Annotated in this window: 16 protein-coding genes; 9 read left to right on the top strand and 7 right to left on the bottom strand. The window is 41.9% G+C overall.

The genetic code is table 11. The features are described 5' to 3' along the window. Positions 1 to 47: 47 nt before the first annotated feature. Complete coding sequence (gene yrhP, locus BSU_27100) at positions 48 to 680, top strand: putative amino acid exporter (RefSeq protein NP_390588.1); 633 nt, start codon at positions 48 to 50, stop codon at positions 678 to 680. 95 nt (positions 681 to 775) lie between these two features. Here the strand turns inward: yrhP and aapA are convergent, their stop codons facing one another. Then, on the bottom strand, positions 776 to 2,164 hold the full coding sequence (gene aapA, locus BSU_27090) for a small amino acid permease (RefSeq protein NP_390587.2): 1,389 nt from the start codon (positions 2,162 to 2,164) through the stop codon (positions 776 to 778). Positions 2,165 to 2,202: 38 nt separating this feature from the next. Beyond that, on the bottom strand, positions 2,203 to 2,343 hold the full coding sequence (locus tag BSU_27085; RefSeq protein ID YP_009513990.1) for a hypothetical protein: 141 nt from the start codon (positions 2,341 to 2,343) through the stop codon (positions 2,203 to 2,205). A 546-nt stretch (positions 2,344 to 2,889) separates the two neighbouring features. On the opposite strand from BSU_27085, the gene levR reads away from it, so the two are divergent. The 7 genes from levR (at position 2,890) to sacC (ending at position 10,679) form a co-directional block, all read left to right on the top strand. Beyond that, positions 2,890 to 5,697, top strand: a complete 2,808-nt coding sequence (levR, locus tag BSU_27080; RefSeq protein NP_390586.2) for a transcriptional regulator (NifA/NtrC family) — start codon at positions 2,890 to 2,892, stop codon at positions 5,695 to 5,697. A gap of 189 nt (positions 5,698 to 5,886) precedes the next feature. After that, positions 5,887 to 6,327 (top strand): phosphotransferase system (PTS) fructose-specific enzyme IIA component, encoded by a 441-nt coding sequence (levD, locus tag BSU_27070; RefSeq protein NP_390585.1) that lies wholly within the window; start codon positions 5,887 to 5,889, stop codon positions 6,325 to 6,327. Then, positions 6,327 to 6,815: a phosphotransferase system (PTS) fructose-specific enzyme IIB component gene (gene levE, locus BSU_27060; RefSeq protein ID NP_390584.1), complete on the top strand. Its 489-nt coding sequence runs from the start codon at positions 6,327 to 6,329 to the stop codon at positions 6,813 to 6,815. Before levD ends, levE begins: the two co-directional genes overlap by 1 nt. Before the next feature lie 16 nt (positions 6,816 to 6,831). Next, positions 6,832 to 7,641: a phosphotransferase system (PTS) fructose-specific enzyme IIC component gene (gene levF / locus BSU_27050; protein ID NP_390583.1), complete on the top strand. Its 810-nt coding sequence runs from the start codon at positions 6,832 to 6,834 to the stop codon at positions 7,639 to 7,641. A 20-nt stretch (positions 7,642 to 7,661) separates the two neighbouring features. After that, entirely contained in the window at positions 7,662 to 8,489 is an 828-nt protein-coding gene (gene levG / locus BSU_27040; protein NP_390582.1) for a phosphotransferase system (PTS) fructose-specific enzyme IID component, read from the top strand. 80 nt (positions 8,490 to 8,569) lie between these two features. Next, positions 8,570 to 8,737 (top strand): hypothetical protein, encoded by a 168-nt coding sequence (locus BSU_27035; RefSeq protein ID YP_009513989.1) that lies wholly within the window; start codon positions 8,570 to 8,572, stop codon positions 8,735 to 8,737. Then, positions 8,646 to 10,679: a levanase gene (gene sacC / locus BSU_27030; RefSeq protein ID NP_390581.1), complete on the top strand. Its 2,034-nt coding sequence runs from the start codon at positions 8,646 to 8,648 to the stop codon at positions 10,677 to 10,679. The genes BSU_27035 and sacC overlap by 92 nt, the downstream gene beginning before the upstream one ends. A 41-nt stretch (positions 10,680 to 10,720) precedes the next feature. Here sacC and sufL read toward each other — a convergent pair whose 3' ends face one another. From sufL to yrzP, 3 genes are all read right to left on the bottom strand, one after another. Further along, on the bottom strand, positions 10,721 to 11,230 hold the full coding sequence (gene sufL / locus BSU_27020) for a deglycase; general stress protecting enzyme; protects against methylglyoxal toxicity (protein NP_390580.2): 510 nt from the start codon (positions 11,228 to 11,230) through the stop codon (positions 10,721 to 10,723). A 130-nt stretch (positions 11,231 to 11,360) separates the two neighbouring features. Continuing rightward, positions 11,361 to 12,410: a putative aldehyde dehydrogenase; carbonyl stress response gene (gene adhA, locus BSU_27010; protein NP_390579.2), complete on the bottom strand. Its 1,050-nt coding sequence runs from the start codon at positions 12,408 to 12,410 to the stop codon at positions 11,361 to 11,363. A gap of 130 nt (positions 12,411 to 12,540) precedes the next feature. Continuing rightward, positions 12,541 to 12,735: a putative carboxymuconolactone decarboxylase gene (yrzP, locus tag BSU_27009; RefSeq protein YP_009513988.1), complete on the bottom strand. Its 195-nt coding sequence runs from the start codon at positions 12,733 to 12,735 to the stop codon at positions 12,541 to 12,543. 182 nt (positions 12,736 to 12,917) lie between these two features. Between yrzP and adhR the strand changes: the two genes are divergently transcribed. Beyond that, on the top strand, positions 12,918 to 13,340 hold the full coding sequence (adhR, locus tag BSU_27000; protein ID NP_390578.2) for a transcriptional regulator regulated by thiol-alkylation: 423 nt from the start codon (positions 12,918 to 12,920) through the stop codon (positions 13,338 to 13,340). Positions 13,341 to 13,602: 262 nt separating this feature from the next. Here adhR and yraD read toward each other — a convergent pair whose 3' ends face one another. Both yraD and yraE read right to left on the bottom strand, forming a co-directional pair. Next, positions 13,603 to 13,902, bottom strand: a complete 300-nt coding sequence (gene yraD, locus BSU_26990; protein NP_390576.1) for a putative spore coat protein — start codon at positions 13,900 to 13,902, stop codon at positions 13,603 to 13,605. 15 nt (positions 13,903 to 13,917) lie between these two features. Next, the gene (gene yraE / locus BSU_26980) at positions 13,918 to 14,115 is read right to left on the bottom strand and encodes a putative spore coat protein (protein ID NP_390575.1); all 198 of its coding nucleotides are present in this window, start codon (positions 14,113 to 14,115) and stop codon (positions 13,918 to 13,920) included. Positions 14,116 to 14,126 lie beyond the last annotated feature (11 nt).

Raw genomic sequence — 14,126 nt, 5'->3', positions numbered from 1 at the left:
TTGTAGTCACTATATGATTGAGGGGATTTTTAAAGGGGGAGAGAACAATGCACAGCTTACTCGCATACATACCGATCGCTGCCATGATGGTTATCATACCGGGGGCAGATACGATGCTTGTGATGAAAAATACGCTTAGGTATGGTCCGAAAGCCGGCCGTTATAACATTCTCGGATTGGCGACAGGACTTTCCTTTTGGACGGTGATTGCCATTTTAGGATTATCAGTGGTAATCGCAAAGTCAGTGATTCTTTTCACAACGATCAAATATTTGGGAGCGGCATACTTAATTTATTTAGGTGTAAAAAGTTTTTTTGCTAAAAGTATGTTTTCGTTAGATGACATGCAATCCCAAGCAAAAAATATGGCAAGTTCTCCGAAACGTTATTATAAAACTTCCTTTATGCAGGGATCACTCAGTAACATTCTCAATCCTAAAACTGTTTTGGTGTATGTTACAATCATGCCCCAATTTATCAATTTGAACGGAAATATAAACCAGCAGCTCATCATTTTAGCTTCAATCCTAACCTTATTAGCGGTGTTGTGGTTCCTGTTTCTTGTTTATATTATTGATTACGCAAAAAAATGGATGAAAAACTCGAAGTTCCAGAAAGTGTTTCAAAAAATTACCGGAATAATATTAGTAGGTTTCGGCATCAAAACTGGTTTGAGTTAACACTTAAATGAAGTGAATGAAATTTGAAACCAAAGTTTAATTTAGTGTTTGACACATATAAAAAGACAAGGGAGTGAGTATCCCTTGTCTTTTTTTTATTTCACCTTATGTCCTCTGCGGGTTTGCACCTTATACAAAATAATCAATAAAACAAACCAGACCGGGGTGACAAACAAAGCAATACGTGTATCATTCGCCAGTGCCAATATGACAAGAATGAACGCGAGAAATGCAAGTGTTAAATAGTTGGATAATGGGTAAAAAGGCATTTTAAATTTGTTTGCTTTCGCTTCATGCTGCCTTGTTTTTCGATATTTCAAATGGCAAATCACCGTGATGCCCCAAATAAAAATGAAGCATATTGTTGAAACACTTGTAATCAGCGTGAAGACTTGCTCGGGCATTAAATAATTCAGACTAACGCCAATCAGAATGGCGATGGATGAAAAGAACAGCGCATTGCTTGGCACGTTAGAAGAAGTTAATTTCTTTAATAGTCCAGGTGCGTGATGATCCTTTGCAAGTGAATAGACCATTCGGCTTGTGCTGAATAAAGCGCTATTTGCAGCTGATGCGGCTGATGTTAATACAACAAAATTGATCAAACTGGCAGCCACAACGATGCCTACTGCAGAGAAGACCTGAACAAATGGGCTTTCGTTTGGATTCAACACATTCCAAGGATAGATACACATAATCACGAAAAGTGCGCCAACATAAAAAAGTAAAATCCGGACAGGAATTTGATTGATGGCTTTAGGGATCACTTTTTGGGGATTTTCTGTTTCACCTGCTGTCAGTCCAACAAGTTCAATACCCACGAAAGCGAAGACGACCATTTGGAAAGATAGGATAAACCCATGCCATCCATTTGGGAACATGCCGCCGTGGCTCCAAAGGTTGTTGAGGCTGGCAGGGCCGGAAGCTGCGGAAAAACCTTTCGCAATCAGGAGAATACCAGTTACGATCAGAGCCAGTATGGCAATGACTTTGATCAATGCAAACCAAAATTCTAATTCTCCGAAAAGTTTAACGGTGGCAAGGTTCATGATCAGCAGGATAATAAGCGCAAGAAGACCCGGCAGCCATTGAGGCACATCGGGAAGCCAATATTGCGTATAAATGCCGACCGCCGTTAAATCAGCCATCGCGAGGGAAATCCAACAGAACCAGTAGGTCCACCCAGTGATAAATGCTGCCATGTTTCCTAAATAGTCCCTTACAAAATCAACAAAAGAGTGGTATCCCGCATTTGATAAGAGCAGTTCTCCGAGCGAACGCATAATGAAAAAGCAAAATACGCCGGTGATCAAGTAAGCAAATAAAATGGATGGTCCTGCAAAATGGATGGATTTACCTGAACCTAAAAATAAACCTGTACCGATTGCACCTCCAATCGCCATTAATTGTATATGCCTGTTTTTAAGGCCTCTAGACAATTTCTGTTGCTGGCCAAAATTGTCTTTGCTAGAATTGCCTATCAATTTTATTTTCCTCCAGTAATAAAAAGATGAGTAAAGTTTTATCGGATATTATAACATTTAAAAGAATAGATACTTTTATTTTTAAATTTTAAAACTATTTTAAGTGCTGTTACATGTCTTGTGGCTCTATTTTTCACTCGTGATTCTACCTGAATAGCAGAGTAAAACAGGAAAGTCATTTGGACAATCTGACAGGCTAGTTTTAATCGGTAACGATTTGTATAATTGCATACCCACTATGATTGAGGCCGGCAGGGGGATCAAATCGATAGGATCGGAGATAAAGTTTTTAAGCTTACAGATTCCTTAACCTCCAATGTGGATTGCAAAAATGACGAAGTTTTGCAAATTGTAATACTGTGGCGGTCACATAGAGTGTCCGTCTTTTTAGTTGTGAACGAACTTAAGGGGTTATATTTGGGTAATTTGTCATGATCTATAAGATTCATTTTTTGTCATTGATTATTTTGACATCATTACATTCCCCGAGAATGATAAACTGTTTACTGATTATTACTTTTGAAGGGGACTGGCCCTCCAGAACTGAGCATCTATCATACTAATATGAGGTGCAAATGATTCAACATGTAAACATATACGCATAAAAGCCAGCTTTGTCAATCTGCTATAGAGACCTTTTTAAACGTGTAAATCTCAACGCGGACTATAAAGTTTCGAAATATTCTTGTTAATGGCTTATCTAATAAGGACAAAGGATGATAGACGTGAGAAGAATAGATAAAATATACCATCAGCTCAAGCATAATTTTCATGATTCAACCTTAGATCATCTTTTAAAAATACAAGGGAATTCAGCAAAGGAGATTGCCGAGCAGCTGAAAATGGAGCGGTCCAATGTCAGCTTTGAATTGAACAATCTCGTCCGGTCCAAAAAGGTCATCAAAATTAAAACATTTCCTGTAAGATACATCCCAGTCGAGATAGCAGAAAAATTATTCAACAAGAAATGGGATACAGAGATGATGGAAGTGAAAGACCTTCAGGCGTTTTCCGGAAATTCAAAGCAAAATCATCAACACATTTCCACGAATCCCCTAGAGCTTATGATAGGGGCAAAAGGGAGTTTGAAGAAAGCGATCTCCCAGGCAAAAGCAGCTGTCTTTTATCCGCCGAACGGTCTGCATATGCTCCTCCTAGGGCCGACTGGTTCCGGTAAATCCCTTTTTGCGAACCGAATTTACCAGTTTGCCATTTACTCTGACATATTGAAGGCCGGCGCACCATTTATTACATTTAACTGTGCAGACTACTACAACAACCCTCAATTATTGCTTTCTCAATTATTCGGACACAAAAAAGGTTCATTTACAGGTGCTGCCGAGGATAAGGCGGGTTTAGTCGAACAGGCCAATGGGGGCATTCTTTTTATGGATGAAATCCACCGTCTCCCTCCCGAGGGACAAGAAATGCTGTTTTATTTTATTGACAGCGGTTCTTATAACAGGCTTGGAGAATCTGAACATAAACGAACATCGAACGTATTGTTTATTTGTGCGACTACAGAAAATCCGAGTTCTGCACTATTGAAAACGTTTTTGCGAAGAATCCCAATGACCATTCATATTCCTTCGCTTGAAGAACGATCGCTTAATGAAAGAGTGGATCTGACGACGTTTTTATTAGGGAAAGAAGCAGAGCGAATTAAGAAGAATCTGAGTGTGCATATCGATGTCTATAATGCGCTTATTCACTCTGCGAAATTTGGGAATGTCGGACAGCTGAAATCAAATGTTCAGTTAGTTTGCGCACACGGATTTTTGCATAACCTTGACAGAAATGAAGTTATTGAACTGACTGTTCGCGATCTGCCTGATGAAATCAAGCAAGAATGGATGTCCAGCAGCAAAAACATGCAAAGAAGCAAAGCCATTTCTGAATATGTCAATATTACAACGATTATCTCTCCGATTGTAGAAGATGAAACAACAAAAATTGACGAAGACCTCTCATTTAACTTATATCATTTGATTGAGGAAAAAGTGAAAACGCTTATGAAAGAAGGTTTATCCAAAAAGGATATTAACCAGTACATCTTGACTGATGTCCATTTGCATGTCAGAAGTTTTTTTCATCATCAAGCTTTTCAAAAAGACAACCTGCTGACATTCGTTGAAGACGATGTGATTCAAATGACAAAACAGTTAAAAGAAATAGCTGAACATGAGCTGGATTGCACATTTGACCGTAAGTTTATTTATTTCTTGAGTATGCATATTGACGCATTTTTAAAGCGAGGAAAGCAAATTGATGTTTTGAATACACAGGAGACAGATGAAATTCGTGATACCCATGTGAAAGAATATCGGGTGGCGATGATTTTTAAAGATAAAATTCAGGAATATTTTAAAGTGGCTATTCCTGAAATAGAAGTCATCTACTTAACGATGTTAATTCATTCCATCAAATCGTTAAAGGAGAACAAAAGAGTCGGTATTATCGTGGCAGCTCATGGAAACAGCACGGCGAGTTCAATGGTTGAAGTCGCGACAGAACTGCTAGGGAGTACGCCGATTGCAGCAGTTGACATGCCGCTTACTGTTTCACCTTCGGACATTCTTGAATGCGTAGCAGAAAAAATGAAACAGGTTGATGAAGGTGAAGGTGTTTTAATGCTGGTAGATATGGGGTCGCTTGCAATGCTGGAAAGCAGGCTGGAGGAAAAGACAGGCATTTCTATTAAAACGATCAGCAATGTTACGACTTCAATGGTGCTGGATGCTGTCAGAAAGGTCAACTATTTGAATTTAAATTTGCATGCGATCTATCAATCGGTCACGAAGGATTTTATCGAGTTGTGGGAGCGTCAGCCAGCGGCATCCGGCAAAAAGAAGGCATTGGTATCCATCTGCACGACGGGTAGCGGAACGGCCAAAAAGCTGGAAGACATTCTAACCACGATCGTAAACAAGGCCTCCGATACCCCCATTCACATATTGACCGTATCATCGATTAAGCTGGCCAACAGCATAAAAGAAATCGAAAAAGAGTATGAAATCCTTGCGACAGTCGGAACGAAAGACCCTAAAATCAATGCTCCGCATGTATCTTTAGAAGTGTTAATTGAAGGGGAGGGAGAGAAGCTGATTCAACAGGCGATTACAAAAGGAAGCATCTCCTTGAGCAATGGATTGAACGAAGCAAATATTATTGTCAGGGAGCTTTGCGAGGATAGCCTGAAAAAATACCTTGTCTTCTTGAATCCCCACCATGTGATCGACATGTTATTGGAGTGGCTGCAAACCGTTCAGGATGAGCTGGGGGTCATTTTCAATAATGCGGTTTTGATCAAAGTCATTATGCACACGGCTTTCGCCTTTGAAAGGGTAATTAAGCAGAATCCGATCGCTTTCTCAGAGGAAGAAGAGATCAATGATCAGCTGAAGGAAATGGTGTACGTGACAGAGCGAACATTAGCCCCTTATGAAGAAAAGCTCGGACTTCGCATAAGTGATGATGAAAAATTATTTATAGCCGCCATATTTGCTGAAGAAGTGCATGGCCAGCTGTTTTAAAAACAGTTTTTTCATATGAACCTGTATTAAATGGAACACCATTTTAATACAGGTTTATTTTTTTCGTTTTAAGTGTTTCAACAACAAATTGCTATTGGCTGAAATAACAATGAAAACGCTTAACACAACTGTGTTGGCACGATCCTTGCATTATATATGGATGTACAAAACAGGAAAGGAGCAATAGATATGATTTCAGTTATTATCAGCGGTCATGGAGATTTTCCCATAGCATTAAAAGAGTCTTCAGGGATGATATTCGGTGAAGAAAATAACCTGATTGCAGTGCCGTTTTTCAAAGGGGAAGGAATACAAACGCTGCAAGAAAAATATCATCAGGCGCTCAAGGATATCCCGGAAGAACATGAAGTGCTTTTTTTAGTCGATATTTTTGGAGGGACGCCATATAACGCGGCAGCTTCCTTTATTGCTGAGGATCAAAGAATGGATATGGCTGCCGGCGTAAACCTGCCGATTCTGCTGGAGGTATTAAGCCTGAGAGAACATCTGGCTCTCAAAGATTTGCTGAACAACTTAAAAGCAATGAGTCAGCAAAGCTTTCAAGTGTGCAGTGAACATTTAGAAAAAGTAAAAACAGCCAATCAAGATACAAGAGAGGATGAATTATGATGAACATTGTGTTAGCAAGAATTGATGACCGCTTTATTCACGGCCAAATCCTGACAAGGTGGATAAAAGTCCATGCAGCCGACCGAATCATCGTTGTCTCCGACGATATTGCTCAGGACGAAATGAGAAAAACGCTGATCCTTTCTGTTGCGCCTTCAAATGTAAAGGCGAGTGCCGTCTCGGTTTCTAAAATGGCAAAAGCATTTCATAGTCCGCGCTACGAAGGGGTAACGGCAATGCTCTTGTTTGAAAATCCGTCCGATATTGTATCTCTTATAGAAGCAGGTGTACCGATCAAAACCGTAAACGTCGGGGGAATGCGTTTTGAAAATCATCGCAGGCAAATCACAAAATCAGTCAGTGTCACAGAACAAGATATAAAGGCATTTGAAACATTAAGTGACAAGGGCGTGAAACTGGAATTGAGGCAGCTGCCTTCAGATGCCAGTGAGGATTTTGTACAGATTTTACGGAACGTAACAAAATAATCAAGGGGATGAGAATATGTCTTCATTACAAATTATTTTGTTGTTAATCATTGCAGCAATCACCGGAATCGCAAGTGTATTGGATGAAGGGCAGACACACCGGCCGCTAGTGGCCTGTACGTTGGTTGGCTTGGTGCTCGGGGACTTAAAAACGGGAATTATTCTTGGAGGCACACTGGAGCTGATGGCGCTCGGCTGGATGAACGTCGGGCTTGCCATGGCACCTGATACAGCGATCGCCTCTGTCATCTCAACCATTTTAGTTATTACCGCTGATCAAGGAATTGGCGAAGGGATTGCTGTCGCTGTTGCTTTAGCAGCTGCGGGTCAGGCGCTGACGATTTTTGTTCGGACGATCACTGTCTTTTTCATCCACCGCGCTGATCAATATGCAAAAGCGGGAAATATAAAAGGAATTGAAATTATGCATATTACCGCGATGGTGTTTCAAGCTTTGCGCGTCATGATTCCTACATTGATTGTTGCTTTAATTAGTGTCAGCGCTGTTCAGGCGTTCCTGGGAAATATTCCTGATGTCATTACAAAAGGACTGCAAATAGGCGGAGGCATTATTGTGGTTGTCGGGTATGCCATGGTGATCAATATGATGAATATTCCTTATTTAAAGCCATTTTTCTATATTGGTTTCTTATTAGCGGCGTTTACCGATTTTAACTTAGTGGGATTTGGAGCCCTTGGTCTCTGTCTGGCGCTTTTATACCAGCAGGTGATGCAAAAACAAAGCGCTCACGGAGCAGTCGCGGCCGCATCAGACAGTGGCAGTGTTGCTGTTTATGATGACGATGATGATGATCTTGATGCCTAAACGATGAGGGGGAAGAAAAAATGGAGAAAGAAAAACGATTAACGAAGAAAGAAATTTTCAGCATGTTTATTCGTTCAAATTTTTTACTCGGTTCCTTTAACTTCGAACGTGTGCAGGCAATGGGATATTGTTATGTCATGATACCGGCGATCAAAAAATTGTACGGTCCCGGAGCGAAAAGAAACGAAGCCTTACAGCGGCATTTGGAATGGTTTAATACACATCCGTGGCTGACAGCGCCTATATTTGGCGTGACGGCAGCCATGGAAGAAGAAATGGCGAACAATAAAGGAATTGACGGAAAAGCGATAAGCGGAATGAAAATCGGTTTGATGGGACCAATAGCGGGCGTAGGCGATCCAATTTTTTGGGGAACGATTCGTCCTGTCTTAGCTGCGCTAGGAGCCTCCCTTGCTTTAGGAGGAAACATTGCCGGTCCTTTGCTATTCTTTTTCTTGCTGAATGCCATAAGATTAAGCACAAAATATTACGGATTAAAGTATGGCTATGTGAAAGGAATGGAGATTCTTCAGGATTTAGCGGGGAATCGCATTCAAAAGCTTACAGAGGGCGCTTCGATTCTCGGGTTATTTGTTATGGGGGCTCTCGTGTCCAAATGGACCACCATCAACATTCCAATCGTTGTATCCAGGATTAAGGATGAAAGCGGAAAAGTAGATGTTCAAACGGTACAAAACGTGCTAGATAGCATTATGCCGGGGGCGCTGCCTCTCGGATTAACGTTATTGGTGGCATGGATGCTTCGCAAAGGGGTGAATCCACTTCTCATTATTTGCGGCATCTTTGTCATCGGGATTCTCGGGTATTGGGCTGGATTCTTAGCATAAGGTGTGTGAAGGAAAGAGAGAGAAACTGCAGCAGTCTTTTCATATATAAATCATTCGGATAACAGTGAAACAGAGGAGAATTGCCAGAAACGGACCAGCTTGCGCAGCAGTCTCTTTTGAAAGTGTTCAAACATGAAGAGAGGAGCGAAGGAACAAATGAAAAAGAGACTGATTCAAGTCATGATCATGTTCACCCTGCTGTTGACTATGGCATTTTCGGCAGATGCAGCCGATTCAAGCTACTATGATGAGGATTACCGTCCTCAATATCACTTCACACCGGAGGCAAACTGGATGAATGACCCAAACGGAATGGTATATTATGCTGGGGAATATCACTTGTTCTATCAATACCATCCATACGGGCTTCAGTGGGGGCCCATGCATTGGGGGCATGCCGTCAGCAAAGATTTGGTTACATGGGAACACCTTCCTGTTGCGCTGTATCCGGATGAAAAAGGCACGATCTTTTCTGGAAGCGCAGTTGTAGATAAAAATAACACAAGCGGTTTTCAAACAGGCAAAGAGAAGCCGCTTGTGGCCATTTATACACAGGATCGGGAAGGCCATCAAGTGCAAAGTATTGCCTATAGCAACGACAAAGGAAGAACATGGACGAAGTACGCTGGCAACCCTGTCATTCCAAACCCGGGTAAAAAAGATTTTCGCGATCCAAAAGTCTTTTGGTATGAGAAAGAAAAAAAGTGGGTGATGGTGCTTGCGGCCGGTGACCGAATCCTCATTTATACATCAAAAAATCTGAAGCAGTGGACGTATGCAAGTGAATTTGGACAGGATCAAGGAAGCCACGGGGGAGTATGGGAATGCCCGGATTTATTTGAGCTTCCGGTAGACGGCAATCCGAATCAAAAGAAATGGGTCATGCAGGTCAGTGTCGGAAACGGAGCGGTCTCGGGAGGATCAGGCATGCAATATTTTGTAGGGGACTTTGATGGAACTCATTTTAAAAATGAAAACCCGCCAAACAAAGTTCTCTGGACGGATTACGGCAGAGACTTTTATGCGGCTGTATCCTGGTCTGATATTCCATCCACAGACAGCCGCCGGCTATGGTTAGGGTGGATGAGCAATTGGCAATATGCGAATGATGTTCCGACATCCCCATGGAGAAGTGCAACGTCCATTCCAAGAGAGTTAAAATTGAAAGCGTTTACCGAAGGGGTTAGAGTGGTCCAAACACCGGTGAAAGAGCTGGAAACCATTCGCGGAACCTCTAAGAAGTGGAAGAATCTGACCATATCGCCTGCAAGTCATAATGTGTTAGCGGGGCAATCTGGAGATGCCTATGAAATAAATGCAGAATTTAAAGTAAGCCCTGGTTCAGCTGCTGAATTTGGTTTTAAGGTCCGAACAGGTGAAAATCAATTTACGAAGGTCGGCTATGACCGAAGGAACGCCAAATTGTTCGTTGACCGGAGCGAGTCAGGCAACGACACCTTTAATCCGGCCTTTAACACCGGAAAAGAAACAGCCCCGTTGAAGCCGGTAAATGGGAAGGTTAAGTTGCGCATTTTTGTTGACCGCTCCTCGGTTGAAGTATTTGGGAATGACGGAAAGCAGGTCATAACGGATATTATTCTCCCAGACCGATCAAGCAAAGGGCTTGAATTATATGCTGCAAATGGCGGTGTAAAGGTAAAATCTTTAACGATACACCCTTTAAAAAAGGTATGGGGAACGACACCTTTTATGTCCAATATGACTGGCTGGACGACTGTAAATGGCACGTGGGCAGACACAATTGAGGGGAAACAAGGGAGGTCGGACGGCGATTCCTTTATCTTGTCTTCAGCATCCGGGTCAGACTTCACTTATGAATCTGATATCACCATTAAGGATGGAAACGGAAGAGGGGCAGGAGCACTAATGTTTCGCTCTGACAAAGATGCCAAAAACGGTTACCTTGCCAATGTGGATGCGAAGCATGACCTAGTGAAATTCTTTAAATTTGAGAACGGTGCTGCTTCTGTCATTGCTGAATACAAAACACCGATAGACGTTAATAAAAAGTATCATCTGAAAACAGAGGCCGAGGGCGATCGCTTTAAAATCTATTTAGATGATCGTCTTGTGATTGATGCACATGATTCCGTATTTTCAGAAGGCCAATTTGGCTTGAATGTGTGGGACGCGACTGCTGTCTTTCAGAATGTAACGAAGGAGTCTTAATTTTAAAAAAGGCACAGACCCGAACAGTCTGTGCCTTCTTGTTATTTTAACAAGTTTAAAGATTCGCGGTTAAATGCTTCCAAATCATCAGGTGTTCTGCTTGTGACAATGTTGTGGCTGACGACTACTTCTGCATCTTTGTAGTTTGCACCGGCATTGATTAAATCTTTGCGGATGCTGCGGTAGCCTGTGATATCTTTGCCTTTTAGAAGATCCGTATCAATCAGTACTTGCGGGCCGTGGCAAATTGCGAAAACAGGTTTTTTGTTTTCGACAAATGCTTTTGCGAATTCACCCGGACGGTCATCTGCACGAAGCAAATCCGGAGAGAATCCCCCAGGAATTAAAAGTGCATCAAAGTCACTTGCATCCACATCAGAGATGGCTTTGTCAATCTTTACTTTCTCGCCATGCTTACCGGTAACTTCTTTGCCGGCTTCCAAATCGATAGCCACAACACTGTAGCCAGCTTCTTCGTATGCTTTTACCGGACTTGTATATTCGATGTCTTCGAATTGGTCTGTAACAAGAACTGCAATTTTTTTGCTCATAAAAAACCCTCCTAATAACTCTCTATTCATAGAATAACAGGAAGATTGACCGGCCTTCAAAATATTTGCTTAAAGAGATCATTTTTCGTGAGTTTCAATAAAAGCGGCAGCCCATATAAGGACTAACCTATTACAATGTGGAAATATCAATCACAAATCGATAACGGACATCGCTTCGGAGGATACGTTCGTATGCCTCGTCCACTTGGTCAGCTCCGATGACTTCGATTTTAGGTTCGATGCCATGCTCAGCTGCGAAATCCAGCATCTCTTGAGTTTCTTGAATTCCGCCGACTAGAGAACCTGCAATGCTGCGGCGCCCCATGATTAGGGAAAACACACTGTATGTGTCCGGCTTGGCAGGAGCTCCAACGCTTACAAGTGTCCCGTCTATACGAAGCATTGATAAATAGGCATCTACATCGAGATTTGCCGATACCGTATTTAAGATCACGTCAAAACGCCCGGCCAATGCAGTGAATGTGGCTGGGTCACTTGTTGCAAAGTAATGATTTGCACCGAGTTCCAGAGCTTCCTCTTTCTTATTCATGGAACGGCTCAGGACGGTTACTTCTGCACCCATCGCATGTGCAAATTGAATTGCCAAATGTCCAAGGCCACCTACGCCTACAATCGCAACCTTTTTACCAGGGCCAACATTCCAGTGTTTCAGCGGGGAATACGTTGTGATACCTGCACACAACAGCGGACTGGCAACATCCATTTCCAAACGATCTGGTATGCGAACAACAAATCTGTCAGTGACAACGATTTTTTGGCTGTACCCGCCATAAGTGGGGTTTCCGTCGTAGTCTACTGAGTTATACGTTTGAACAACACCCTTCGTGCAGAATTGTTCCTCTGCGTTGAGACAGTATTCGCATTCTCCGCAAGAGTCAACAAAACAGCCGACACCAACGCGGTCCCCGACAGCCAACTTGGTGACTTTTGTTCCAACGGCTGTTACAACACCGGCTATTTCATGTCCAGGCACCATTGGGAAGATGCCACCGCCCCATTCATCAAAAGCGCTATGAATGTCTGAATGGCAAATGCCGCTGAATTTAATATCGATTAAGACATCGTGCGGCCGTAATCCTCTTCGCTCAATCGTCGTTTGTTCAAATTTGGCTTTTGCATGTGACACGCTTAATACACGGGTTTGATGTTGATTACACATACGAACCTATCCTTTCTTCATCATAAGTGTTGTAAATAAAAACATGCACTTATTTATGTTTTATGGTGTCTTCAACATAACGATAAACCTTAAAGTCTGCTTTAAGGCAAGGGTTTTTTAAAAAAACCATTTAAAATGAACCTGATTTATAAGCTGAGAAACAGTCAGTAATTAATGCAGAAACTGTAATCATGCTGCGATCCCGGGATGAAAGTTCTTCTTCTCTTGCCCAAATGTCACCGAATAGAACATCATCATGAAGTTCAGCAAACTTTGGCGCAAATTCTCCTAATTGTTCTCTTCCGGCAGTGTGTTTATTTGCCATTCAGCAATCCCTCCAACTACACTGTTTTTAGTGCATGGAGAAGTATAGAGTTTAAAGTGTGCTTTAAGGCAAGTCCCGAATATATAAACCCAGATTCAGCAGCTAACCACTTGTTTTGAGCTTGACTTAAAGTTAACTTTAAGTGTTACCTTCACAACATACAGGATAGAGAGGTGAAGATCATGAATATTGCTCAGGTGGCAAAGCAGTTTGGCCTGACAGCCGCAACACTCCGATATTACGAACGTGTAGGATTAATCCCGCCTGTAAAACGAAAAGACAGCGGCATTCGCGACTATGATGAAGAAGATATCAAATGGATTGAATTCATTAAATGCATGCGAAATGCGGGACTATCGATAGAAGCGCTAATTGAATATACAACATTATTTACCGAAGGTGACCGTACGGTAGAAGCTCGAAAAAATATCCTGGCTGACGAACGACAGCGGCTGATAGAGAAGCGGAAAGAAATTGATGAAACAATTAAGAGATTAGACACAAAAATTAAAGATTATGATGGGAAATTGCGTGAAAATGAGGCAAAGCTCAAAAGCAGGCCTAAAACGGAAAGTCTTCACGGATCAGTGGAGCAAAGAAGGTAGCATTCTTTGCGTGTGAAGAGGGCAGGTCAAAAACGAAGGATTTTGTTTCTGGCCTGTTTTCTCCATCAAGAGATCGCATAAAAAGAGGTGGTTACGATTCCTTATTTGGATTGGAGAATTTGCAAACATTATCGGAGATCAGATGGAGAAAAGCGGTTAATCTATTTACGGTCATAGGACCCGAACAAACAGTGCTCATTTTGAAGCTGAGGAACAGTTGTGGCCAATCAATACTGTTCCTCAGCAAATCAGTCATTGTATGTTAAAGGGTTGGCAATTGAATGGCTGTATCAATATTTTTTAAATTCAGCTTGACTTGTTCGTCAGGGTTCCAAGGATGGTACCAGCCTTTTTCCATCATATAGCTTGAGAGTTGTTCGTGCATATCGAGTGCTTCTTCCAAATGGCGGATAAGGACCTCTTTTACTTCAGGCGTTCCGGCTTCAGTGGCTGCCATCGCATAATTTCTGACTCCGTTCTTTGCTGAAATTAATAAGTCCATAGCAATGATTTGGTCTGTTAGAACATTCATGCCAGTCAGATATTCTATGATAGGATTCATGATTTATTCATCTCCTCATTCTTGCTTTGCATTAGATAAAATAGAGGCAAATTCCTGCAACTGGCGTGTGGTGATATCAACATCTTGCTGCATGATTTCTTTCAGCTTCGGATCAGATACCAGTGCTTTCATTGTTTTAGATTTCGTCAAACAAAGTGTCTTAAATGCAGTCATTTCCTGAACCTCAAGCACTTCGTGTAAGGCGTATTCCATTTCTGTAACCT

It is taken from the genome of Bacillus subtilis subsp. subtilis str. 168 (assembly GCF_000009045.1).
Lineage (GTDB): Bacteria > Bacillota > Bacilli > Bacillales > Bacillaceae > Bacillus > Bacillus subtilis.
Note: the sequence above shows the minus strand (reverse complement) of the source record. Positions and strands in the feature narration are given on the sequence as shown.